Consider the following 24,016-nt stretch of genomic DNA (forward strand, 5'->3'; position numbering starts at 1 on the left):
AATCACCCGGCCGCACCGCCCTCGTCAAACCGCGCCCGCGCGCCGGGTCCCGATCACCGAATGAGACCGCACTGTTGCGCGGTGTTCACTCGGCGTTCTCGTGATGAGAGCGTTCCCAATCTATTTTGACCTCCTGCCGAGTCGCCCAACGAGGGGATCCATCATCGACGAGCGCGCTCGCCGGACGACCGTCATCGAGCTCTGTCTGGCCGAACGGGACAGTCTTCGCCGGTATGTCACCAGCATCCTCGGCCGCGACAGCCATGCCGTCGAGGACGTGGTCCAGGAGACCCTGCTGCGGGCCTGGCAGCTGTCCGACCGGATCGACTGGCAGGACCGGCCGGTCCGGATGTGGCTGTTCCGGGTCGCCCGCAACCTGGTCGTCGACCACCACCGCCGGGCCGGCCGGTCCGTACCGGTCGGCCTCGGCGCGACCGAGCTCGAGCAGGCGATCAGCCAGCCCGATCCGGCCGAGCTGGTGATCGACCGGCGCGTCCTGGTCGAGGTGCTGCGCCGGCTGTCCCCGGCGCACCGCGAGGTGGTGGCCCGCGTGCACCTGCTCGGGCATCCGGGCGAGGAGGTCGCGGCGCTGCTCGGCGTTCCGGTCGGCACCGTGAAGTCGCGCGCCCACAACGCGGTCCGGCTGATCCGGGCCGAGCTCGACCGGGGCGACTGGGCCGGAGCCGCCGCATGACCACAGGCTTCGGTGGCGGCGGTGTCCGGGCCTTCATCGGGTACGCAGGTCTCGCCCTGCTGCTGATCATCCTGATCAACCTGCTGGTCCGGCGGCTCGGCGGCTGGCGGAAGCTGCTCGGCCGGATCGGCCGCGAAATCAAGCGAACCGCTCGCGCGTTCGCCGAACCCATCGCGGCCCGTCAGCGGTATCGCCGCCGTCTGCGCCTGCTCACGCAAGTCCTGCGCGACAGCGCGGGCTGGGCCGAGGCCGAGCGCGCGATGATCGCCGCGGCGGACATCAGCCCGGGCATGGCGCCGTACGCCGTTGCCCTGGCCAAGCACCGGATCGGTGTGCTGGTCGCAGGTGCCTCCGATCTCGAGCCGCCCGAGCCCTGGACCGCGGACGCGCAGGACCCACGGTTGTGGTGGATCGATCGCGCCGAGCTTCCGGAGAGCGCTGAAGCTCAAGAGAGCCCACTGCTGGTCTGCCTCGGCGCGGACAGCGCCGGCGCTACCGTCGTCATGCTCGACCTGCTCACCGGGCCACGCATCCTCTCGGTGTACGGCGTGGACCGGACGGCGCGCGCGGTCGTCCAGGCGATCGCCGCCCAGCTCGACGTCCGGCTGCCGGTCGGCGCGATCGAAGTTGCCGAAGGCATCCATTCCCGGCACGACGGGATGCCGCTGGACGAGGCTGCGCGACGGTTGGGGGCCTGGTTCGTGGTCGGCGCCGGACCGTTGCCCGGGCCGCTGCCGGCCGGGCGCCGGATGCTGAGCCTCGGCGTCGCCCGCGGCAGCAGCCGGTTGCTGGAGGCGCTGCCGGACCAGAGCCTGCGGCTGCACGGTGGCGCGTCCTGGCTACGGATCGATCCGTTGCCGTTAGCAAAGGCTGTGGCCCGGTCGATCCGCCGGCTGCCACCGCATGAGTTCGAGAGCGGGATCCCGACCGTGAGTACCGATGACCTGAGCGATCTGGAGCTACCGGCCGGCCCGATCGGTGTCTCCGCGGTCAAGCAAGGTGAGGCGGCGTCATGGAGCTGAACCTGACCACGGTCGACTCCCGTTCCGGAGGTCGCTCCGACCGGCTCGTCCGGATCCCGCGCGGCCTGTCGGTCGCCGGCCTCGCCGACGGCCTGGGCAAACCGGGTACGACGCTCTTCCTCGGACGCCGGCGCCTGGACGCGGGAGCACCACTCGCCCAGTCGGGAGTTCGTGAGGGCGGCGTGATCGGGGTCGGCGGACCGGTCGACGTACCCGATCTGCTGCAAGGTGCTCCGACCGGGACTGCGCCGGTCGTGGTGGAACTGCACGCGGTCTCCGGGCCGCAGGCCGGACGTGTATGGCGGGTCGGTCCGGGGAGCCACGAGATCGGTGCGGATCCGCTGTGTGCGATCCGGCTCGAAGGCATCGGCGTACCGGCGCGTGGGTTGTGGGTCACCGTGGGGCCGAGTGGTGAGGCGTACTGGCATCGGACCGAGGAGGTGGCCGGTGCGGTCACCAGTCGGCGGATCGGTCCGCCGGAGGACGATGCGGCGACCAGCGCGATCCGGGTTCGCGACGACGAGACCGCGCACGAGCCGGCGGTGGTCGATCCCGGTGACGTCCCGATCGGTCAGGTGAACGAGTGGCCGCCGGACGAGGATCTCGCGGTCGGACCGGTGCTGCTGCGCTGCGGCGGTTCGCTCGAGCCGATGGCCGCCGTACGACTGGCCGACGACGGGTTCACGCTCGACTACAACCGGCCGCCGCGCCTCGCGCCGCACCTGGACGAGGAGAGGGTCCGGCTGCCACCGCCGCCCTCGCCGCCGCAGAAGCGTCCCTTCCCGTGGCCCGTCGTCCTCGCGCCGGTCGTGCTCGGACTCGTCATGGTCGGGCTGTTCAACTCGTACTACTTCCTCGTCTTCACGATGCTCAGCCCGATGATGATGGGGATGAACTTCTTCACCAGCCGGCGGACCAACCGGGCCGACCACATCGAGGCCCGCCGGCGGTACTTCGCCCGCAAGGCGGCGCTGGAGGAGGAGATCTCCGAGGCGGTCACCCGGGAGCGCCTGATCCGCAACCTGACCGCGCCGGACCCGGTGCGGATCGCCCAGCTGGCGACCAGGCCCGGGAGCCGGCTGTGGGAGCGCCGGCGCAGTGATCCGGACTACCTGCTGCTGCGCGTCGGTACCGCGGACCAGTCGTCGCTGAAGGAGCTCGACGACCAGGGCCGCGAGGACAACCACCGGACGATTCGCTGGACCATCCCGGACGCGCCGATCGCGGTGCCGCTGCGCGGGCACGGCGTCCTCGGTCTCGCCGGACCGGCGGACACGATCCGCGGGCTGGCGCGCTGGCTGACCGTGCAGGCGGCCGTACTGCATTCGCCGCAGGCGTTGCGGATCGTCGTGCTGGCCGAGCCGGACACCGCGGCGGACTGGGACTGGGTGCGATGGCTGCCGCACCTGCGGCCGGACAAGGCGCCGGCGGCGGTGCTGATCGCCAACGACGACGCGACCACCGCGGCGCGGATCGGTGAGCTGGTCTCGCAGGTCCAGGGCCGGCACCGGCGCGCGTCGGCGTCGAGCACCCCGGAGCCCGTCGAGACCGAGATCGTCGTGATCGCGGACGGTTCGCGGCGGCTGCGCGACGTACCCGGCTTCGTCCAGGTGCTGAACCAGGGACCCGCGGTCGGTGTGTACGCCGTCTGCCTCGACCGTGACGAGCGACTCCTGCCGCAGGAGTGCAGCGCGGTGGTCGCTGCCGAAGCCGAGACGCTGACCGTCCGCCGGCCCGGGATCCCGGACCAGAAGGCTGTCCGCGCGGACCTGGTCACGCCACAGTGGTGTGAGCAGATCGCCCGCGCGCTGGCGCCGGTCCGCGATATCAGCCCGGACCACGACGCCGGTCTGCCGAAGCTGGTGAAGTTGCTCGACGAACTCGACCTCGAGCCGCCGACCGCCGAGGAGCCGGTCACCCGGTGGCGGCGCCGGCCCGCGAGTACGTCGTTCGTCCTCGGCACCGACTTCGACGGGAAGTTCACCATCGACCTGGTTGCCGACGGCCCGCACGGCCTGATCGCCGGTACGACGGGATCCGGGAAGTCGGAGTTGTTGCAGACGCTGGTCGCGTCACTGGCGGTCGTGAACCGGCCGGACGAGCTGACGTTCGTACTGGTCGACTACAAGGGCGGCAGCGCGTTCAAGGAGTGCGCCGGGCTCCCGCACACGCTGGGCATGGTCACCGACCTCGACGCGCATCTGGTCGAGCGCGTCCTCGAGTCGCTGGAGGCCGAGCTACGTCGGCGGGAGCGGATCCTGGCTGCTGTGGACGCGAAGGATCTGCTCGACTACCAGGCCAAGCGGGCGGTCGATCCCGGCATGGCCAGGCTGCCGCGCCTGCTGCTGGTGATCGACGAGTTCGCCGCGATGGTGCAGGAGATTCCGGAGTTCGTCCCCGGTCTGATCGGGATCGCGCAGCGGGGCCGATCGCTCGGGATCCACCTGATTCTGGCCACCCAGCGCCCGGCCGGTGTGGTCACCGCGGATATCCGGGCCAACACGAACCTGCGGATCGCCCTGCGCGTCACCGACCAGTCCGAGAGCCAGGACGTCGTGGACGTGAACGAAGCCGCGTCGATCAGCCCGTCGAACCCGGGGCGGGCGCTGATCCGGCGGGGTCCGCGGTTGGCGGACCTGTTCCAGACGGCCTGGGTCGGGGCCGAGCGGGTCAACGCGGCCGTGCCGACCGGCCCGGTCGATCCGGCCGGTGTGCACGTGACCGAACTGCCGTGGACCGAACTCGGTCGCCCGGTCGATCGTGCGGCCGCCCCGGAGCCGGCCGAGGAGGCCGCTGCTGAGCTCGCGGCCACCGATCTGCAGGTGCTGGTGGAAGCGTTGCGGACGGCGGCCGATCAACTGGACGACTTCGCCGCCCAGCCGCAGCCGTGGCAGCCGGCGTTGGAACCGCAGATCCTGCTGGACGACCTGCCGGACACCAGCGACACGGAGATGTTCGTGCCCTACGCGCTCGAGGACATCCCGGCGCTGCAGCAGCGGCGGGTCGCGGGGCTCGACTTCGACACCTTCGGGCACCTGTATGTGATCGGCGCGCCGCGGTCGGGGCGCACGCAGGCCCTGCGGACGATGGCCGGGTCGGCGGCGAAGCGGCTCAGCGTCGCCGACGTACACATCTATGGCATCGACGCCGCCGGTGGTGGCCTCGCTCCGCTCGAGACGTTGCCCCACTGCGGTGCGGTCGTCTCGCGGCACGACATGGAGCGGTTGAGCCGGCTGCTGCGGCGGCTGAACCAGGAGCTGAGTGAACGGCAGGAGCTGGCCGGCAAGCACAACGCCACTGGCCTGAACGAGCTGCGCAAGGTGCTGCCGAAGGCCGAGCGCCCGGCGCACGTGCTGGTGTTCATCGACGGTTGGGACGCGCTGTCGGTGATGCTCGACGAGCACGACCACGGTCAGCTGCTGCAAGACGTGATGCGGTTGCTGCGCGAGGGTGGTGGTCTGGGTATCCATCTGATCGCCACCTCGGAGCGGTCCCTGCTCGGCGGCCGGCTGGCCTCGCACAACGACCACAAGCTGCTGCTGCGGCAGGCCGATCGGACCGACTACCAGGCGGCCGGGCTGCGGCTGACCAAGGTGCCGGCGATGGTGCAGCCGGGTCGCGGGTGGCATGTGCTGACCGCGACCGAGACGCAGGTCGCGGTCCTCGCGGCCGGCGGCGGATCCGACCAGGTCGACGCGATCAGGGCGATCGCCGCCGAGGCGCGCCAACGCGACGCCAAGGTCGCGGCCGCGCGACGGCCGTTCACCGTTGCCGAGCTGCCCGCGTCGATCGAGTTCGCGGAGGCGTACGAGCGTGTGCTCGAGCCGGACCGTCGTGCGCAGTGGGGCCTGATCGGCCTCGGTGGGGACGAAGGCGGTGCGGTCGGAGTCGACCTCGCCGGCGTGGGTTCGTCGTACGCCGTCCTCGGCGCACCGGGGACGGGACGGAGCAATGCCCTGTCCTGCTTGGCGGTCTCGTTGCTCGCGGGTGGTTCGTCCCTGGTCGTCATCACCCCGCGCGAGTCGCCGCTGCGGATGTTGCAGCGGCATCCCCAGGCGGTCCTGATGAGCCAGGCCGACCCGGCCGAGGACGTGCTGCGCGCCACGCTGGAGCAGCTGCCCGGGCCGAAGGTCGTGATGATCGACGATGCCGACCTGGTGCTGACGGCGGCCGCGGACAAGCTGCTGAAGGAGATCGTCGTCTCCGGCCGCGACCAGGGCGTCGCACTCGTCGTCGGTGCCACCACGGACGGCTTCCAGTCCGGGATGAGCGGCTGGGCGTCGGCGGCGCGGCGGGCCCGGCGCGGTCTGTTGCTCGAGGCCCGGTCCCTCAGCGACGGCGAGCTGATCGGTGTCCGCCTCGGTCCGAACATCATCCGCGCGGTTCCGCGGGTCGGCCGGGCCTGGACCACCGGGCCGGGCGCGCAGCCGATCGCGGTGCAGGTGCCGCTCACCGTGCTGCGGCCCGAATAGAAAAAGGGCCCCAGGCAACTGCCTGGGGCCCTGACCGGGGTGCTACTTGGCCTGGTTGAGGCTGTTGCTGATGCCCTGGTCGAAGTCCTCGGCGTTCTTCTTGATGCTGGTGAACATGTCCGAGAAGTCCTGGATGCCCTTGACCGCGGCCTTCAGGCTGGTGTCGAAGTTGTTGTAGGTGTTCCGGATGACCTCGCTGGACTGCTTGAACACCATGCCGTCGTCGACCAGCGTGTTGACGCGGGTCCGCAGGTTCTCGATCATCGGCGAGATCTGGTCGTGCGCATTCGTCATCAGGTTGGTGACCTCGACGATCTTGCCGTAGTCGAGGTTGATGCCGTCGTAGGCCATCAGGTGGGCTCCTTATTCGTCGTCGTCGTCATCGGCGTTGGCTGCCACGCTGGCCGGGGTCTCGACCCAGTCGGCCGGGGAGCCGTCGGACTTCGTCGGGCCCCGGGTGAACTCGCTCCAGGTGCCGTCGCTGTTGGTGGTCTTCATCGTGCCGCTGCCGTCGTTCTGCAGCTGGGTGTCGTTGTGCACCGTGCTGCCGTCGGGATACGTGCTGTCGGTGACGATGTGGTGCCGGTTGTCCCCGTACGTCGTGACCGAGGTGTAGGTCTTGCCGTCGTACGTGACCGTGGTGTCTTCCTGGGTCACGTTGCCGTCCTTGTCGACGGTCAGATGGGTGTGGATGGTGCCCCGGTCGGTCTTGATCACCTGGTCGAGCGGCGGGTCACCGGGGTTGGTGGCGCTGCAGAAGTCCGGCTTCTCGCCCGGACCCTCGCAGTCCTTCTTGTGGTTCAGGTAGTAGTCCCACTGGGACTTGTCCCGGTAGTAGTTCGACAGCGCCAGGTTGCTGTTGGTCGCGTTCATCCCCTGGGAGATCTCGGCGTCGAACTGCAGGAACGCCTCGCCGACCGAGCCGAACGAGTTGGCCAGCTCCTTCAGGCCCTTCTCGGCCTTGGTCATCGTCCCTTCGGCGTTGGTGTGCAGGTCGGTGATCGCGGTCGCGATGTCGGCGCTGCCGAGGACGTCGGAGCTGTTGCCCTGGTAGGCGAGGGTGCTGAACAGGCTGTCGTCCAGCGTCGGCTTGATGTCGCCCGCGAGTTCTTCCAGGTCCCGCTTGGCGTCGTTGAGCAGGTTGTAGTCCATCTTCAGTCTGTCCGGCACAACCCCTCCTGACGGTGGACGGTTCCGTACTGACCACGCCGCAGCTCCCGATCGGGTTCACTCCGATCTGAACCCGGAGGGCAGGTCCGGCGTGGTCAGTACGGAGGCGCCGGATCACTCTGGGAGGGGATGCATGCCACGGCCGGGCGACTGGAACGCGATCGGGCTGGGCGGGGACCCGACTCCGGGGGAGCCCGAGACCATCGGTCAGCTCGCCGAGGTGCTGCAGAAGCTCGGCGGCAAGGCCCGGGAGATCTTCACCGCCATCGAGACGGTGATGAACACCAACAACGACAGCGTGTTCGTCGGTGCCACCGCGGACGCCCTGCGCGGCAAGGTGGACGGCCGGTTGCGCGGGCACGTCGAGGACGTGGCGAACGCCTTCGAGACCTCGGCGCAGGCGCTGCGCGACTGGCGCGGTGTGGTCGAGGAGAAGCAGCGTACGGCGGACGCCGCCCTGGCGGCCGGGCGCGGGCTGGCCGAGGACGACCCCGAGCGGGAGCGGCAGAAGGGCATCGCGGAGCAGGCCGGCCGGGACCAGTCCGAGCAGGCGTCGACGTACGCGGGCCGGATCAACGGTGTCTCGGACATCCAGTTGCCGATCTCCGAGTGCGAGGCGTTCTGGGAAGCGTTCAAGTGGCTGGCGATCATCCTGATCATCCCGGCGCTGATCTTCGGCGGCCCGATCGCGTTGCTCGCCCTCGGCGTGAACCTGGCCCTGTTCATCAAGACCATCGTCGACGTCGCGAACGGCGACGCCACCTTCCTCGACCTGTTCCTGGCCGGGCTCGGCCTGATCGCGCCGACCACGAAGGCGCTGCCGATCTTCAGCATCCTCAAGGGCATCGCCAAGGGCATCGTCGCCGGGGTCAAGGGCCTGGTGAACACCTTCAAGACCGTCTTCAGCAGGGACTTCCTGATCAACGGCCTGCTGGCGGGGCTGAAGGCGATGCCGATGCTGGCCACGATCGCGATCCGCGAGACCGGCCTGTTCGTGGTCCAGAACATCCGGAACTTCTCGATCGCGGCCGGGAACTTCGTCAACAACTTCGGCAGGATCTCGCTCGGCGCGTTCACCTCGTTCAAGGCCGGACTCACCGGGTTCCGGCCGGGCTCGATCATCACCGGCTTCAAGTCGGCGTGGAACGGCTTCACCAGGTCCCCGGTCGGGCAGTTCATCAGTGCGCACTTCGGTGGGCTGCAGTGGACCCGGATCTTCCTGCCGGTCGCGGCGGACGAGATCCGCGCCTTCAGGGCCCTCGGGATGACGAACTTCGAGGCGTTCGCCAAGGCGCTGAAGGTCGGGGTGTTCGGCCGCGGGGTGTTTGCCCAGAACGTGTTCGGCCTGCCGACGGTCAGCGCGATCGGCCGCGGGATCGGCGCGATCCCGATCGACACCGGCGCCGGCACGTCGATCGGCAAGGCCTTCCTGCAGCAGTTGACCGCGCCCGAGGTCCGGATCCCGTCGGTCCATATCAACAATCTCGGCATGGCGACCGGATCCGGTTTCCACGCCGGCCAGGCCTTCACCGCGATCGACGAGATTCACCTGGCGCCGATGAACAACCTCGGCACGCAGAACATCGGCATCAGCGTGCACACCCCGACCACGGTGACGACCGGCGGCGTGCACGTCCCGTCCACCGCCGGTACGCCGGGCACCGTCGGCAACGTGGTCACCGGTACGCCGGGCACCGTCGGCAACGTGGTCACCGGTATCCCCTCCCCGCATGTCGGCCAGCCGTCACCCAACGGCCTGAACGGGACCGTGCACGTGTCGCAGCCGGCGACCACCATCGGCTCGCTGCACGTCGCGGCACCGCAGTCGACGAACATCAGCGACCTGGTCGGGAGCGGCCTGCGGAACAACGCCCCGGCGGTGTCCCCGCACTTCGCGACCTCGATCGGCGAAGGCGTCTCGCACGGCTTCCAGGCCAACCACATCCGGCTGTCGATCGACGAGATCGTGAACCTGCCCGCCGGGTCGGCGCACGGCTCGGTCCATTCCGTCGCGGCGCCGACCGTCGACCGGGTGAACGCCGCCCTCGACCTGCTCCACGGCAGCCCGCCGGCGGTTCACGTCCAGCCGGTGACCGTGCCCAGAGCCGACGTACCGATCCAGCCGACGACGGTGCACACGAACGGTCAGGCTGGTGGGCACTCGTTCAGCAGCAGTAGCCCTGGCAAGACCGAGATCCCGCTGACCGGGTTGCCGGATCACCCAGGGGCGGTGGTCAAGATCGAGCGGCTCGACGGCGGGATGACCACCTTCAACCTGCACGGCGGCGGTCCGAACGGCCGGCTGGATCCGTTGAACGGTGGTGCGGTGCGGTTCACCGACACCTCGACCGGTACGACGACCCGGTTCGACAGCAGTGGTGTGGCCATCGACCACGGCGTACGGCTGACCAAGGCCGACGGGCTGCCGCGGATCGACGACCGGGTGCTGGTCAAGCAGCCCGATGGCCAGTTCCGGATCACGTCACTCGATGGGAACGTCGTACCCGAGCAATTGGCCGTCCGTCAGCTCGACACCGGCGGGGTCCAGGTGCTCGGCAAGGACGGCACGCAGTGGCACTACAACGCGCAGGGCAAGCTGGAGAACCAGTCGGCCGTAGCGTCCTGGAACAGCGACCTCGCGGGGAAGGCCGGCGTCTTCCACAAGCCCAGCGAGCCTCCGCGGGCCATCCCGGTGAAGCCCGAGCCGGCCCCGGCAGCGATGCAGCAGCCATGGTCGTGGACGAAGGCACAGGTGTTCAAGGCCGACGCGGTGAGCGACGCGGTCGCCTTCCAGCGGATGGATGACTGGGCTCACGTCGAGAAGGCACAGCTCGAGCTTGACGCGGTCAAGCGCGAGTTCGGGTCCGACGTCGGCCGGACGGACGGGCCGTCGACCGGGCCGTCGGCCGGTGAGTTCGCGCGTCACGAGATCCACCTCGCGCAGCAGCAGCTCGACGAGGTCAAGGCGGTCTTCGAGGCCAAGCACGGGCTGAACGCCGACGCGACCGCGGCCTCGATCGGGCAGTTGCGCTCGATCGACCTGAGCAACCACCGCGGCCTGCTCGGCGGCTCGGGACGTCCGGGCCGCGGGCTCGACCTGCCCGGCGCGGACGGCCTGCAGGTCGTCCGGCAAGGCCAGAACCTCCAGCTCAGCGAGGCCTCGGACCTGTTCCGGATGCAGCCGCCGGCGGACGGGCTGGTGGTGGTCGAGAGGCTCAGCGCGCCCGGCGGCGACGTCATCCACACCTGGACGGTTCGGCCCGGGTTCCGGCCGTCGGTGGTCGGCGAGACCTTCACGCTGGCCGATGGCCCGCTGGCCGGCCACTTCGTCGACCTCCGGGGTGCCGCCGGTCAACTGGACGGCGTACTGGACGATGCGGGTAGATCCTGGCCGATGCGGGCGAGCGGTGACGACCTGATCATCGCCTGTCCCGGCGGGCCGCTGCACTACGACCGCAGCGGCAACTTCCAGGGCCTGGCCTCAACTGCCACCCGGGACCTCGGTACGCCGGTGCCACCGCCGCACCTGACCGGCGACCAGTTGACCCGCTGGCACGCACAGGTCGACCTGTCCCGCGCACACCTCACCGCGGCGGCGCAGGACAAGCGGGTCGAGCAACTGCTGATGGACGTGACGGACGACGCGGTCTTCACGTCGAAGCGCGGGTTCGGTGGCTACGTCAAGCCGTCCGCCCTGGCCGACGGTGACCTGGCCGCGAAGGTCAACACCTTCAACGAGGTCACGCGGGACCTGTTGCTGAAGGGACCGGACGGCGAGACCACGCTCTACCGCGGAGTGGCGCTGGATCCGCACGCGGCGCAGGCGGACGAGTTCATCGAGCGGCTGCCCAGCTCGACCTCGAACAATCTGGCCTTCCAGCACGAGTGGGCCCAGAACAGTGCCGCGAGCAACCGGTTCGTGCTGGAGATCGACGTACCGGCGGGGCACGGCAAGCTGGCGATGTCCTACCCCGACGGCTACCACCCGGGCCCGGACGAGGCGCGGGCCTGGAACCAGGGACAGTGGGAAGTCACCCTGGCGCCCACCGTCCTGCGGCGGACCGGCCCGAACCGGGTCCAAGACGGCCTGACGCTCATCCCGGTGAAGGCCGAGCAGATTCCACCCGGACGGATCGGCGAGTTCCTGTCCGAACCGTCACCAGGCCTGCCGATCACCACGGCGTACGACGACTTCGTCGACGCGTTCGGTCAGGGGTCGATCAACCGCTGGGACGGCTTCGACAAGGTCACCGTCACGAGCACGAAGAGTGCCGACGGCAACCTCACCACGCTGACGGTGACGAAGCCGGGGTACGCCGACCAGCTCAACGTCCACGTCAGCAAGGATCTGGACGCGGGCACCGTGTCGGTCAAGATCGACGGCGGTCGGACCGAGTTCAGCAAGGGCCCGTGGAAGAGCACCGAGCTCGGGGATCTCGCCGCCCAGCTCCGCGGCAAGGTCCTCAACGACAGCGACCTGTTCGTCCGCCTCCCGCAACCACCGTCCTGGGCCCGCGAGCCGGTCGTCGTCAACCCGGTACACGCGCCGGTCGTCCAGCAGCACCCGCTGGCCGGTGCCTTCGGCGAACACACCGTGGTCCGGCCGGCGGGTGGTCAGACCCATGTGGCCGGACCGAACGCAACGCAGTACAGGGTCCAGGACCTGAGCGACGGCGGCTTCCGCGTCACCGGGCCGAACGGACAGATGCAGCGGTACGGCGTCGACGGCGCACATCTCGGTGACGGACGCGCCCTCACCGACCCGATCCACCCGCGCGGCACCCTGTTCACCGAAGGCGACGGCAACGGTGGGATCCGCCTGGTCGACCTGCAGGGTACGCCGATCCCGAACACCCGGGCCGACCTGCTGACCAACGGGCAGATCCGGATCAGCGAGGACGGCGTCGGCGTCACCTGGTACGGACGCAACGGAGTCCAGACCGGAACCGGGGTCCGGGCGACCGATCCGGCGTACCCGGGGCAGCAGGTCTTCCTGTTCCGTGGGAACGGCATGCACCCGGTTTTGACCGACAACGCCGGCGCGCAGCTGTCGGGGACCATTACCACCCTCGACGACGGCTTCCGGATCACCGAGGCCAACGGGATCGCCCGGACCTTCGACGAGCACGGCAGCTACCTGGATCGCCGGATTCCCCTCGCGGATCCGGGGAACCCGGCGCAGCGGCTCGTCATCCACGACGTCAACAACAACCTCACGCTGCACGACCCGGCCGGTACGCCGGGTCCGGTGGTGCAGCACGGCCATGGCGGCGGCTACCGAGTCATGGACAACGGCAACTATCAGCTCTACAACGGGGACGGCGCCTTCCGGGCTCACGGGCACACCGTCAACCTGCCCGGCGAGACAGGCTTCCTGGAGATCGCCGCGACCACGGCCCAGCGGCTGGATGGGAACTTCCAGCCGATCGCCGCCCGGCCCGCGAACATCGTGGCCGGCGAGGTCATCGTTGCCCGGCCGGGCGGACATGATGTCTTCGACCTGCAGGGCCAGGTGCTCCGGGAGGTCACCGACCTCGACGGTCACGCGCTCGGCATCGCCGGCGGCCGGGTGACCCGCGACCAGAACGGCGCCGTCACCTGGACGGCGGCCAACGCAGCACCGCATCACGTCACGATGGATGCGAACGGCCTGGTCCGGCTCGAACTGAACCTGCCCGGTAGTCCGCGCAACGGCGAGTACCACCAGTTCTCGCGCACCGGCCAACTCACCGAGCAGGGTTTCCCGGTTGTCCGTGGCAACCGCCCGACGGGGTTCACGTACGTCGTCAACCGGGCCGACAACACCTGGACCCGAGTCGACGGCACCAATGCGGTCGGCGACGGTGCCTTCCACCACGGCCGGGTGGATGTGTCGGGAGCGGGGAAGGGTCGGATCAAGTTGCTCAGCTCGACCGGGAAGCCGGTCGAGGTGTTCGAACGGCGATGGTTGCCGGACGGGTCGGTCCTGGACAGTTTCCGGAAGACCGACACGCTCGGCTTCGGCCGGTTCGACCGCAGTACGGGATGGACGACGTACGACCAGGCCGGCGCTGTCAGTGGCTGGGGAACGCGGCACTTCGACACCGCCGGCTCCGGCTGGCGTGACGTCGACCGCTCGTACCACACGGTCCGCGAGTACCGGGACGGTCTGCAGAAGTACCACAGCGGGACCGGGCATGTGCTGGGGACCAAGCAGGCCGACGGCAGTTGGCAGTGGCACCGGTACGACGACCACGCGTCGGTGATTGCCCAGGGCAACCGGACCTTGGAGCGCATCGGGGACGGCTGGACCGACACGTTCACCAGAACCGTCGGAGGCCGTGCCGAGACCGTGGTCGCGCAGCAGAAGTGGGGTTCCTGGCACCTGCCCGAGACGGCCGGCCAGTACCGCGAGTACACGGTGACTCGCGCCGCGGACAACACGGTGACCAGGGCCGACACCTGGGTGCAGCACGCCCGGCAGGGCAAGGACTCCGGCAGTGCGGTCAACCTTGGCAACGAGCTGCTGACCGTCATCCGCCAGGGCGAGCAGCGGCCGCCGGTCTGGATCCGGGACGGCCGGATCTTCGACAATCCGCGCCCGGGCGGATCGGCCGCCCACTTCGCCGACGACGGCCGCTTCCAGGTCTACAGCTGGTCGAAGGGCAACCAGCACGGCACCCGGTACGTCGGGATGGACGGCGCTTCCGTGGATATCGATGCGCACGGCAACTTCGTGCGATCGTCCGGGACGCTCGGCGACGGGACGAAGATCAAGGTCGGGGACCACGCCGGACAGCCGGCGGTCCCGCACCCGGGTGGCGGCATGCCCTGGGAGGCCGGGGCGAACCGTGGCTGGCGGGTGAACACCGCGCAGGGCTGGGAGGACGTCCAGCACGTCAACGGGAACTGGGTCGTGGTCCGGGAGAGCGGGCCGGCCGGTGTGGTTCGCGAGTACCCCGATCCGGCGATCCGGACGGTCTGGAACGAGCGTGACGCCCACGGTAACCTGACCGGGTTGTCCAGCAGGAGCCCGGACCGCGACGGCGTCTTCGTCCAGGGCACCGGCGCGTCCGACTCGGCCCGCTGGACCTGGCGAGAGGTCGATGTGAACGGCACCGCGATCGGCGGTCGTGGGGGCGACCGGCAGTACTTCCGCGGGTCGACCGACGACTCGCTGTCCTGGGACGACTCGTTCCGTGATTTCGATGCCGCCGGCAACCTCGTCCGCGATCGGCGGATGCTGGACGGCGGCCGGTACGTCGAGTCGTGGTGGACCGCGAACGGCTGGCGGAGCGGCGAGTTCGACAAGTTCGGAAACCAGGTGGGCGGATCGCTGCACCGGGTGTGGAGCACTGGTGAGGGTGGCTGGCAGGCGGACTGGGCCCGGGGCGCCGTCTACAGCCGGGACCAGTTGCCCGGGACCGGCCAGGTCGTCCGGGAAACGCCACTGCACGTCGAGGGCGGGCCGATCCGGATCCGTGAGTACCACCTGGACAACGGCATCACAGACCTGCGGCGCTGGAAGGAGTTCGACCACGGCTCCGTCGTGCGGGACCGGAAGCCGTCCGGCAACAACTTCCTGGAGACCGACGCGTGGCGCGGGCAGTGGAAGCTCTACGACCGGAACGGGAACCTGCTCGGCGAGCGCGCGGACAACGGGCTGGTCTTCGAACTGCGGGACGGCCGGCTGCACCTGACCGGCAACGAGTACGACTTCCGCGGGGCGCTGACCGAGCTGCGCGGCTGGGGCCGGCGGGTCCGTGAGGCCCAGCGGATGCCGTGGCTGAACAACACCGAATGGACCGTGCACGGGACCACGATCACGCCGCCGGGTGGAGCCGCCTTCCGCGAGGCGCGATACACGCCGTACTGGAAGGTCGTCGCGCAGAAGGCGATGCTGGAGTTCGCCCAGGACTTCGTCCTCGAGTTCACCGCGAACCTGATCGTGAACGCGATCGTCTCGGCCGCGCAGAACAAGCCGTTCACCGGCAAGGACGCGCTCAAGTCACTGATGAACGCGGCGGTCAGCTCGACGATCAAGACCGGCGTCGGGACCGCGCTGACCGAGACCAAGCTCGGCGGGTCGCTGCGCAACCTCAAGCTCGGGCTGACCAACGTCGACAGCGGTAAGCACTGGAACCGCCGGCCGATGAACCACGACAAGTTCTGGTCGAACGAGTGGGGCGGCAACGAGGGGCCGACCCGCTGGCGCGGTGGCACCTTCGACTTCGCGTTCAACCTCGCGCCGTCGGTGCTGTCCGGTTTCGTGAACGGGACGATGAACGCGGCGATCTTCGGCGTCTCGAACGCCGACGGTACGACGGTCAAGCTGACCGGCTGGGAAGCGGTCGGCGACGGCGGCATCAACGCCGTGGCCACGCTGACGACCGGTGTGAGCACGGCACTGGTGAAGAACCTCGCCACCGGCATCGGCGGGACCAGGTTCTTCCACCGGCAGGGGTTCGCGGACTTCTGGTTGCAGCTGCCGTTCCGGGTCTTCGAGAAGTCGATCCAGAGCTCGTTCCTGACCAGTGCCTACCGAGCCTCGATCAACCCGTCCTGGTACCAGTCGCCCACGTCACCGCTGGTGCTGCCGGGCAACATCACGGTTCCGCAGCCGGTGACGACGACGTCCGGGCTGTTGGTGCCCCCGGGCCCGCAAGGAGCAGCATGACCAATCGCTACGTGGCCCCGAAGGGCCGGGGAACGTTCCGCCGGATCTCCGAGGCGGTCCGGGCCGCATCGCCCGGCGACGTGATCGTCGTCAGCCCCGGCGAGTACGCCGAACAGGTCCGGCTGGACCGCTCGGTCGCGGTGATCGCCGAGCAAGGGCAGGGCAGTGTCACCCTGACCGGCGGACCGGGCGAGCCCGCGGTGGTGGCAGAGGGGCTCGAGTGCTCCCTCCGGGGTCTGGTGGTTCGCGCTGCCGGCGACGACGGCAGTACGCCGGCCATCGGGGTGGCCCCCGGCGCCGGGCTGCTGCTCGACGACTGCGTCGTGACCGGCCGGATCCATGCCCGAGGCAACGAAGGGACCGAGCAGGGCTCCGACCTGACCGGGTACGGCGTGACCACGCTGATGCTGCGCCGGTCGCGACTGGAGAAGGGCCGGCTGGCCGCGGTCCACCTGTCCGGCCGGGTCCGGGCCAAGCTCGAGGACACCGTCATCGACACGATCGACGGGATCGGCGTCGTCCTCTCCGGGGCCGCCTTTCTCGAGGCGTCCCGGCTGCGGCTGACCGCGACCTCGGGGTACGGCTTCCGGTTGCGTGGTGCGAGCCGGCTCGAAGCGACCGAAGGGGTGATCCGGCAGACCGGCCTGGCCGGGGTGCTTCTCGAGGACGCGTCGACCGCCGCGCTGACCGACGTACGCATCGAGCAGGCCGGTGGGCCGGGGGTCCATGCGGCGGGGACGGCGAAGGCCGAGTTGACCGACTGCCGGGTCCGGAACGCGCGGGCCAGTGGGCTCGTCGCCCAGGACCAGGCAGACCTGACCGCGGCCGGCTGCATCGTCGCGGACGCGGGCGCGAACGCCTTGCTGGTCTCGGATTCCGCGACCGCGACCCTGACGGACAGTCGCTTCGACCGCCCCGCGTACAGCGCCGTCCATCTGACCGGTACGGCGATCGCCCGGTTGACGGACTGTCTCGTCCGCGAGGGCGCGGAGCACGGCGTCCACGCAACGGCCTCGTCGCGGGTCGAGCTGACCAGGTGCGGGATCAGCGACGTCGGACTGACCGCGGTGTCCGTGGTCGATGCGGCGACCGCGGAAGCGGAGGACTGCCGGATCAGCGGCGGCGGCACCGGGGTCCACCTGAAGTCCACCGCGGCCACGGGCTTCCGGGCCTCGTCGGTCAGCGGAACCGTGGGGACCGGGATCGAGGTGGCGGGTGAGGGACTCGCCAGCATCGAGGCGGTCCGGGTCAGTGGCTCGAAGGCGGCCGGGATCGTGGTGGGCGCCGGCGGCTCGGCCGAGATCGGTGCGACGACGATCGTGGACTGCGACGGCTCCGGCCTCGTGGTCTGGTCGGGCGCCGCGCCGGCCGTGCGGGCGCTGCGGGTGTCCGCGGTCGCCAAGAACGGGATCTTCCTGGCCGAGAGGGCCGCCGGTACGTACGCCGACTGCGACGTCACCGGGACGAAGTACCCGGCGCTCCATCTGAGCAAGGCGTCCGCACCGGTCTTCCAGCATCTGCGGATCCGCGACTGCGTCGAGTCGATCGGTCAGGAGGACGGGGCGAATCCGGTCTTCGAGGACTGCACAGTCGACGGCGTACCGATGGTCGGCCAGGCTGTGGCCGCTGCCGGTGCACCCGCGGTCACCCCGGTCGGGATGCTTGACGAGAGCATGCCGCCCGAGGACGAGACGCTCGAGGACGTGTTGGCCGAGCTCGAGGAGCAGGTCGGGCTGGACCGGGTGAAGCGCGACGTCCAGTCGATGGTGAAGCTGATGCAGGCGGTCCGGATGCGGCAGGAGGCCGGACTGCCCGCGCCGCCGCTGAGCCGGCACCTCGTCTTCGCCGGCAACCCCGGCACCGGCAAGACCACCGTGGCCCGGCTGTACGGCCGGGTGCTCAAGGCGCTCGGCCTGCTGCGCCGCGGCCATCTGGTCGAGGTCGACCGGACCGCCCTCGTCGGCGAGTACGTCGGCCACACCGGACCGAAGACCACCGCGGCGGTGACCCAGGCGCTCGGCGGCGTCCTGTTCATCGACGAGGCGTACTCGCTGGCACCGGTTGGCATCGGCAACGACTTCGGCGCCGAGGCGATCGCGACGCTGGTGAAGCTGATGGAGGACCACCGCGACGACCTCGTGGTGATCGTGGCCGGGTACGTCAACGACATGTCCCGGTTCATCGGCTCCAACCCCGGTCTCTCGTCCCGGTTCACCCGGACGTTGCTGTTCGACGACTACACCGCCGCCGAGCTGGTCGCGATCGTCGAGTACCAGGCACGCGAGCACCAGTACGAGCTGTCGGGCGACGCGCGGACGGCGTTGTCGGAGCTGTTCGAGCAACTGCCCCGCGGCGAGGGCTTCGGCAACGGCCGCTCGGCCCGCCAGATCTTCCAGGCGATGACCGAGCGCCAGGCCCACCGGCTGTCCGAGCTCACCTCCCCGACCCCCGCGCAGCTCGTCTCGCTCGAGTCGGCCGACCTCCCGGGCAGCTTCTAACATCAATCGATGAGTAGTTCGCAGAAGTTTTTTCGGGCTCCCGGCGTACCGGGACTGGTGTAGGCGAGTTACTGGGCGACGCCGTACAAGCGGTCTCCGGCGTCGCCCAGGCCGGGCACGATGTAGCCCTTCTCGTTCAGGTGCGAGTCCATGCCGGCGATGACCAGGTTGCACGGTACGTCGAGATCGGTGAGCTCGCGCTCGACCCGCTCGACCCCTTCCGGCGCGGCGAGCAGGCAGATCGCGGTGATGTGGTCGGCGCCGCGCTCGACCAGGAACTGGATCGCCACGGCCAGCGTCCCGCCGGTCGCCAGCATCGGGTCGAGCACGTAGCACTGCCGTCCGGACAGATCCTCCGGCAGCCGTTCGGCGTACGTCGAGGCCGTCAGCGTCTCCTCGTTGCGAACCATGCCGAGGAACCCGACCTCCGCGGTCGGCAGCAGCCGGGACATGCCTTCGAGCATTCCGAGGCCGGCCCGCAGGATCGGCACGACCAGCGGCTTCGGCGCGGTCAGCTTCACGCCCTGGGCCTCGGCGACCGGGGTCTGGACGGTGACCGGACCGGTCCGGACGTCCCGGGTCGCCTCGTAGGCGAGCAGCGTGACGAGCTCCTCGGTCAGCCGACGGAACGTGGGTGAGTCCGTGCGCTCGTCCCGCAGCGCGGTGAGCTTGTGGGCGACGAGCGGGTGGTCCACGACGAGGATCTGCATAAGCCCGAACGGTACCGTCGGCGATTCGGCGCGGGGAAGCGCGCTCGCTGCCAGACTCGAAGGTGCACCGGAATCTGCCCTGCCTAGCCCACCAGGGAGTACGCCGATGACCGAGAACGCGGCCAAGACGCCCGAGCAGCTCGACCGCCTCCGCCGCAGGGCCGCGTTCCTGCGGGAGCTCGAGGAGGCCCGCGCCCTCCGGGACCGGATCGCACCCCGACGGGCCCGGGTCCGGCAGCTCCGCGAGGCGATGCGGAGAGCGACGTACCATCACTGATCGTTGGTGGTACCGATACCGCGTCGAGATCACGAATACCTCCCGTGTCCGGCGGGAGTCTGCGACGATGAACCGGTGTCTGATGCCACGGCTGGGCCGATGACCACCGATCTCGACTTCGCGGTCGCCGCTTACACCGAGGACGGGGTCTGGACCGTCACACCGCTGGTGCTGCGCGGTGAGCCCGACCTGTCCACGCTGGTGTCGGCCCTGCGGCGCTACCCGGGCGAGGCCGGGGTGCTGGGGATGATCTCGGTCGACGAGGACTTCTTCATCCTGCTCCGCGTGCTCGGTGGCCGGGCCCGGCTGCTGATCTCCGACGTGACCGCCGCGACCGAGTGGCCGCTGGCCCGGCAGGTGGTCGACGAGCTCGACATCCCGCTCGCCGATGACGACGACGAGCAGGTCCCGGCCGGCGACCTCGCGATCATCGCGGATCTCGGCCTGAGCGCGATGGACCTGGGCGCGCTGTGCGACGACGTCGACCTCTACCCGGAGGAGATGCTCGAGGAGATCGCCGAGGCGCTGGGGTTCGGCAACCAGTTCCACGAGGCGATCGAGGCCATTGGTTAGTCCGGCGCTGCGGCGCGAGTGGGCGCGGTTGATGACCCTCGCGCTGGCGGAGGGCGAGAAGGCGCTGCCCGACGTACCGATCGGGGCGGTCGTGGTGGACGCCGACGGCGAGGTGATCGGGCGCGGGCACAACGAGCGGGAGCTGACCGGCGATCCGACCGCGCACGCCGAGGTGCTGGCGATCCGGGAGGCCGCCCGGCACGTCGGCGAGTGGCGGCTGACCGGCTGCACGCTGGTCGTCACGCTGGAGCCGTGCACGATGTGCGCGGGCGCGATCGTGCTGTCCCGGCTGGAGCGGCTGATCTTCGCGGCGTACGACGAGAAGGCGGGCGCCGTCGGGTCGTTGTGGGACGTCGTCCGGGACCGGCGGCTCAACCACCGGCCGGAAGTCGTGGGCGGCGTGATGGCCGACGAGGCGGGCGCGCGGCTCCGCGATTTCTTTATCGGGCACAGACCTTGATAGCCTCTGCGGCGGTGGCGTGTCCGAGCGGCCGAAGGAGCGCGCCTCGAAAGCGCGTGACGGGCAACCCCCGTCCGAGGGTTCAAATCCCTCCGCCACCGCCAACCGCCCCTCGAGGGTGGAAGATAGCCGGAGACCCTGATGCTGTGTGATGCGTCAGGGTTTTCGTCTCTCTGGACCTTGCTCGGGACCTGACCGCGACGAGGGGGCCCACCGTTGGACGTTTCGGAGCTCGATCGGATCCTGCTCGCCGGGGCGGCGGTGCTGCTGGTCGCCATCGTCGCGGTCCGGCTGAGCGGGCGGCTCGGGCTCCCGTCGCTGTTGATCTACCTGGGGATGGGGCTCGTGCTCGGCGAGTCGGGGCCGGGGCACATCCACTTCGAGGACGCGCAGCTGGCGCACGCGCTCGGGTTCGCCGCGCTGGTGGTGATCCTGACCGAGGGTGGTCTGACCACCCGGTGGAACGAGGTCCGCCCGGTGATGCCGCTGGGCGTCGTCCTGGCGACCGTCGGGGTCGCGATCAGCGTCGGGGTGGTCGCCTGCGTGGCGCACTACGTCCTCGGCCTGGACTGGCAGATCGCCGTACTGCTCGGGGCCGTCACGTCGCCGACCGACGCGGCCGCGGTGTTCTCGGTCCTGCGCAGAGTCCCGATCCGGCCGCGGTTGCGGGGTGTGCTGGAGTCCGAGTCCGGTCTGAACGACGCCCCGACCGTGTTGCTGGTCACCCTGGTCAGCACCGGCGAGGTCAGCGAGAAGGGCCTGCTCCACTTCAGCGGCCTGGTGATCTACGAGCTCGTCGTCGGCGCGCTGTTCGGGTTCGTGATCGGGTGGATCAGCGTCGGCCTGATCCGCCGGATGGCGCTCGGCTCCGCCGGTCTCTACCCGCTGGCGGTGCTGTCGCTGGCGATCATCTCGTACGCCGGTGGCTCGGTGCTGCTGCACGTGTCGGGGTTCGCCTCGGTCTACGTGACCTCGCTGGTCCTCGGGCGGGCGGAACTGCCGCACCGGATGGCCACCCGGTCGTTCGTGGACGGGCTGGCGTGGCTGGCGCAGATCGGGCTGTTCGTGATGCTCGGGCTGCTCGCGTCGCCGGGCCGCTTCCGGCTGAACGACGTACTGCTCGCGCTGGTGATCGGGATCGCGGTGACCGTGGTCGGCCGGTTCTTGTCGGTCGCGGTGTCGACGACGCCGTTCCGGGTGCCGTGGCGTGAGCAGGCGTTCATCTCCTGGGCGGGGCTGCGCGGGGCGGTGCCGATCGTGCTGGCGACCATCCCGCTCGCCGAGGGCGTGCCGCAGGCGGACCGGATCTTCGACGTGGTGTTCGTGCTGGTGCTGCTCTTCACGCTGCTGCAGGGGCCGTCGCTGCCCTGGCTGGCGCGCCGGCTGAACGTGCTCGACGACAACGCCGCGCACGAGGTCGACATCGACGTGGCGCCGCTGGAGTCCCTGGGCGCCGACATGCTCCAGGTGTACGTGCCCAGCGAGTCCCGCCTGGCCGGCGTCGAGATCGGCGAACTGCGGCTGCCGGCCGGGGTCTCGGTCTCGCTGATCATCCGCGGTGACCGCGCGTTCGTCCCGGACCGGCGGACCGTCCTACGGGCCGCCGACTCACTGCTGGTCGTTGCCCCCAGCCCCCTCCGCGAGCAGACCGTGCGGCGGCTGCGCGCGGTCAGCCGGGCCGGCCGCCTGGCCGGCTGGTTCGGCGAACGCGGCCGCGAACAGCTTTAGTTCGGGTTCTGCCCCGAGGGGATCGGCTGCGGGGTGTGGACGACCGGGAGGCAGACGCTGCTGTCGGCGGGGACGGCGACCGACGGGATGCCCTTCAGGCGGACGGAGCCGAAGCCGGCGCCGATGACCAGGTCCACGGTGTGGTCCGTCCGGCCGTCGGCGATGATCAGGGCCTTCTGGTTCAGCTGGCCGGCGATCAGCAGCACCTCGGGCGCGTTGTCGCTGGCGCCGCGGATCGAGACCACGTCGATCTTGTCGCCCTTGGGCTCGTTCGCGACCTTGCTGATGTTGAAACCGCGCTTCTTCAGCGCGTCCGCGACCCGCTGCGCCGAACCCGCCCTGGCACCGCCGTTGTAGACGTTCAGCACGACCTGCTTGGGCACGAGCCGGTTGTTCGGCAGTTTCTGCTCGACGCAGGTCGGCTCGGCGCTGCTGTTGATCAGGGAGTTCCACCCCCACCAGCCGCCGCCGACCAGGATCCCGAGCAGGATCACCATCGTGATCGGAGTCCGCCAGTGGATCCGCGAGTGCGGCCTCGGCTGCGGATGGATCGCTGTCATCGGCTCAACCCCCCGTGAGCAGACATGGTCAGTCCACGACCAGAACCCGGGCGTGCAGGACCAGACGCTGCTGCAGCGCGGCACGCAGAGCGCGGTGCAGGCCGTCCTCGAGGTACATGTCGCCCTTCCACTCCACGACGTGCGCGAACAGATCGCCGTAGAAGGTGGAGTCCTCGTCGAGCAGCGCGTTCAGGTCGAGGGTGCCCTTGGTCGTCACGAGCTCGTCCAGCCGCACCTGCCGTGGCGGCAGCGACGACCAGTCCTTCGGCTTGAGCCCATGGTCCGGGTACGGCCGTTCCTCCCCGACGCGCTTGAAGATCACCCCCCGAAGTCTAGCGGGGTAAAAGGTCTTGTGAGAGGTAGTAAATGTCACCGGAACAGACCGGAAGGGCGTCTCAACCTTTCGCGGCCGTCCGGCGTCCCACAGGATGAGGAGCAGCGGGAGCGGACTCCGCACCCGCGACCAAGGGGGGTTAACCGCATGCGAATTCTGTCCAAACTCGGCCTCGCGACGGCGGTCGTCACGGTCGTCGCCCTCGGTGCGACGCTGCCGGCGGACGCGATCACCGTGTCCCAGGTGCGAGCGGCCCAGACCCGGCTGAACGCGATCGGCTGCACCGCGGGCCCGGTCGACGGCAGGGTCGGCGCCATGACCCAGGCCGCCACCGTCCGGTTCCAGTCCGCCAACGTCCTGAGCCAGACCGGTTCCCTGAACAGTACGACGTACGCGCGATTGATGGCGTCGACCGCGAAACGGTGTGACGTCCGGGCGGTGCCGCGCCGGTCGGGCACCGGTCGCCGGATCGTGATCAGCCAGACGCAGAACTGGGTCTGGCTCATCGATGCCCGCGGCAAGATCGTCCGGCAGGGCGGGATCATCGACAACCCGGCGTACCTGAAGGCCGGGAACTACACCAGTGGCGCCAAGTGCGGCCGGGCGGCCCGGATCCGGAAGAACACCGACGGCGCGAGCCTGTACCTGAACAACTTCGTCCGGTTCGCGCCCTGCGGGATCGGGTTCCACCAGATCCCGACGTACAAGTCGAACGGGCGGCAGATCCACGCCGACTACCTGCTCGGCACGAACTACAAGGCCTCGCACGGCTGCATCCGGGTCTCGGCCTCGATGTCGGCCACCATCTGGTCCTTCGCGGCGGGTGCGACGCGTGTGGTCGTGATGCGGTGACGCCGGAGGG

Annotated in this window: 15 protein-coding genes and 1 tRNA gene; 11 read left to right on the plus strand and 5 right to left on the minus strand. The window is 70.0% G+C overall.

Annotation, left to right across the window (positions count from 1 at the left end):
• Positions 1 to 103 precede the first annotated feature (103 nt).
• Genes ACZ6O0_RS08930 through ACZ6O0_RS08940 form a run of 3 tightly spaced genes read left to right on the plus strand, consistent with a single transcriptional unit; the run spans position 104 to position 6,188 of the window.
• Positions 104 to 694 (plus strand): sigma-70 family RNA polymerase sigma factor, encoded by a 591-nt coding sequence (locus ACZ6O0_RS08930; protein ID WP_465764280.1) that lies wholly within the window; start codon positions 104 to 106, stop codon positions 692 to 694.
• Positions 691 to 1,716: a hypothetical protein gene (locus ACZ6O0_RS08935; protein ID WP_465764281.1), complete on the plus strand. Its 1,026-nt coding sequence runs from the start codon at positions 691 to 693 to the stop codon at positions 1,714 to 1,716. Before ACZ6O0_RS08930 ends, ACZ6O0_RS08935 begins: the two co-directional genes overlap by 4 nt.
• Complete coding sequence (locus ACZ6O0_RS08940; RefSeq protein ID WP_465764282.1) at positions 1,707 to 6,188, plus strand: FtsK/SpoIIIE domain-containing protein; 4,482 nt, start codon at positions 1,707 to 1,709, stop codon at positions 6,186 to 6,188. Before ACZ6O0_RS08935 ends, ACZ6O0_RS08940 begins: the two co-directional genes overlap by 10 nt.
• A 42-nt stretch (positions 6,189 to 6,230) precedes the next feature.
• On the opposite strand, the gene ACZ6O0_RS08945 is transcribed toward ACZ6O0_RS08940, so the two are convergent.
• Both ACZ6O0_RS08945 and ACZ6O0_RS08950 read right to left on the minus strand, forming a co-directional pair.
• A complete protein-coding gene (locus ACZ6O0_RS08945; RefSeq protein ID WP_465764283.1) occupies positions 6,231 to 6,539 on the minus strand; it encodes a hypothetical protein in 309 nt (102 codons plus the stop codon).
• Positions 6,540 to 6,551: 12 nt separating this feature from the next.
• The gene (locus tag ACZ6O0_RS08950; protein WP_465764284.1) at positions 6,552 to 7,358 is read right to left on the minus strand and encodes a hypothetical protein; all 807 of its coding nucleotides are present in this window, start codon (positions 7,356 to 7,358) and stop codon (positions 6,552 to 6,554) included.
• A gap of 133 nt (positions 7,359 to 7,491) precedes the next feature.
• Between ACZ6O0_RS08950 and ACZ6O0_RS08955 the strand changes: the two genes are divergently transcribed.
• Both ACZ6O0_RS08955 and ACZ6O0_RS08960 read left to right on the plus strand, forming a co-directional pair.
• Positions 7,492 to 16,014 (plus strand): RHS repeat domain-containing protein, encoded by an 8,523-nt coding sequence (locus ACZ6O0_RS08955; RefSeq protein ID WP_465764285.1) that lies wholly within the window; start codon positions 7,492 to 7,494, stop codon positions 16,012 to 16,014.
• On the plus strand, positions 16,011 to 18,512 hold the full coding sequence (locus ACZ6O0_RS08960; RefSeq protein ID WP_465764286.1) for a right-handed parallel beta-helix repeat-containing protein: 2,502 nt from the start codon (positions 16,011 to 16,013) through the stop codon (positions 18,510 to 18,512). Before ACZ6O0_RS08955 ends, ACZ6O0_RS08960 begins: the two co-directional genes overlap by 4 nt.
• Positions 18,513 to 18,580: 68 nt before the next feature.
• On the opposite strand, the gene upp is transcribed toward ACZ6O0_RS08960, so the two are convergent.
• Entirely contained in the window at positions 18,581 to 19,222 is a 642-nt protein-coding gene (gene upp, locus ACZ6O0_RS08965) for a uracil phosphoribosyltransferase (protein WP_465764287.1), read from the minus strand.
• A 106-nt stretch (positions 19,223 to 19,328) separates the two neighbouring features.
• On the opposite strand from upp, the gene ACZ6O0_RS08970 reads away from it, so the two are divergent.
• The 5 genes from ACZ6O0_RS08970 to ACZ6O0_RS08990 all read left to right on the plus strand — a co-directional run bounded on the left by ACZ6O0_RS08970 (position 19,329) and on the right by ACZ6O0_RS08990 (position 22,260).
• Complete coding sequence (locus tag ACZ6O0_RS08970) at positions 19,329 to 19,499, plus strand: hypothetical protein (protein ID WP_465764288.1); 171 nt, start codon at positions 19,329 to 19,331, stop codon at positions 19,497 to 19,499.
• A gap of 75 nt (positions 19,500 to 19,574) precedes the next feature.
• Positions 19,575 to 20,072, plus strand: coding sequence for a tRNA adenosine deaminase-associated protein (locus tag ACZ6O0_RS08975; protein WP_465764289.1), 498 nt, complete (start codon positions 19,575 to 19,577; stop codon positions 20,070 to 20,072).
• A 31-nt stretch (positions 20,073 to 20,103) separates the two neighbouring features.
• Positions 20,104 to 20,532 (plus strand): nucleoside deaminase, encoded by a 429-nt coding sequence (locus ACZ6O0_RS08980; protein ID WP_465764290.1) that lies wholly within the window; start codon positions 20,104 to 20,106, stop codon positions 20,530 to 20,532.
• Positions 20,533 to 20,545: 13 nt separating this feature from the next.
• Positions 20,546 to 20,636, plus strand: a tRNA-Ser gene (locus tag ACZ6O0_RS08985).
• A 112-nt stretch (positions 20,637 to 20,748) separates the two neighbouring features.
• Positions 20,749 to 22,260: a potassium/proton antiporter gene (locus ACZ6O0_RS08990; protein WP_465764291.1), complete on the plus strand. Its 1,512-nt coding sequence runs from the start codon at positions 20,749 to 20,751 to the stop codon at positions 22,258 to 22,260.
• Here the strand turns inward: ACZ6O0_RS08990 and ACZ6O0_RS08995 are convergent.
• Both ACZ6O0_RS08995 and ACZ6O0_RS09000 read right to left on the minus strand, forming a co-directional pair.
• Positions 22,257 to 22,820 carry a LytR C-terminal domain-containing protein gene (locus tag ACZ6O0_RS08995; protein ID WP_465764292.1) on the minus strand — a complete coding sequence of 188 codons (564 nt, stop codon included), beginning with the start codon at positions 22,818 to 22,820 and terminating at the stop codon, positions 22,257 to 22,259. The genes ACZ6O0_RS08990 and ACZ6O0_RS08995 overlap by 4 nt on opposite strands.
• Positions 22,821 to 22,848: 28 nt before the next feature.
• The gene (locus tag ACZ6O0_RS09000; RefSeq protein WP_328525222.1) at positions 22,849 to 23,142 is read right to left on the minus strand and encodes a type II toxin-antitoxin system VapB family antitoxin; all 294 of its coding nucleotides are present in this window, start codon (positions 23,140 to 23,142) and stop codon (positions 22,849 to 22,851) included.
• Positions 23,143 to 23,301: 159 nt separating this feature from the next.
• Here ACZ6O0_RS09000 and ACZ6O0_RS09005 point away from each other — a divergent pair, with 159 nt between their 5' ends.
• Positions 23,302 to 24,006 (plus strand): L,D-transpeptidase family protein, encoded by a 705-nt coding sequence (locus tag ACZ6O0_RS09005; RefSeq protein WP_465764293.1) that lies wholly within the window; start codon positions 23,302 to 23,304, stop codon positions 24,004 to 24,006.
• Positions 24,007 to 24,016 lie beyond the last annotated feature (10 nt).

This window comes from Kribbella sp. NPDC048837, assembly GCF_055586945.1.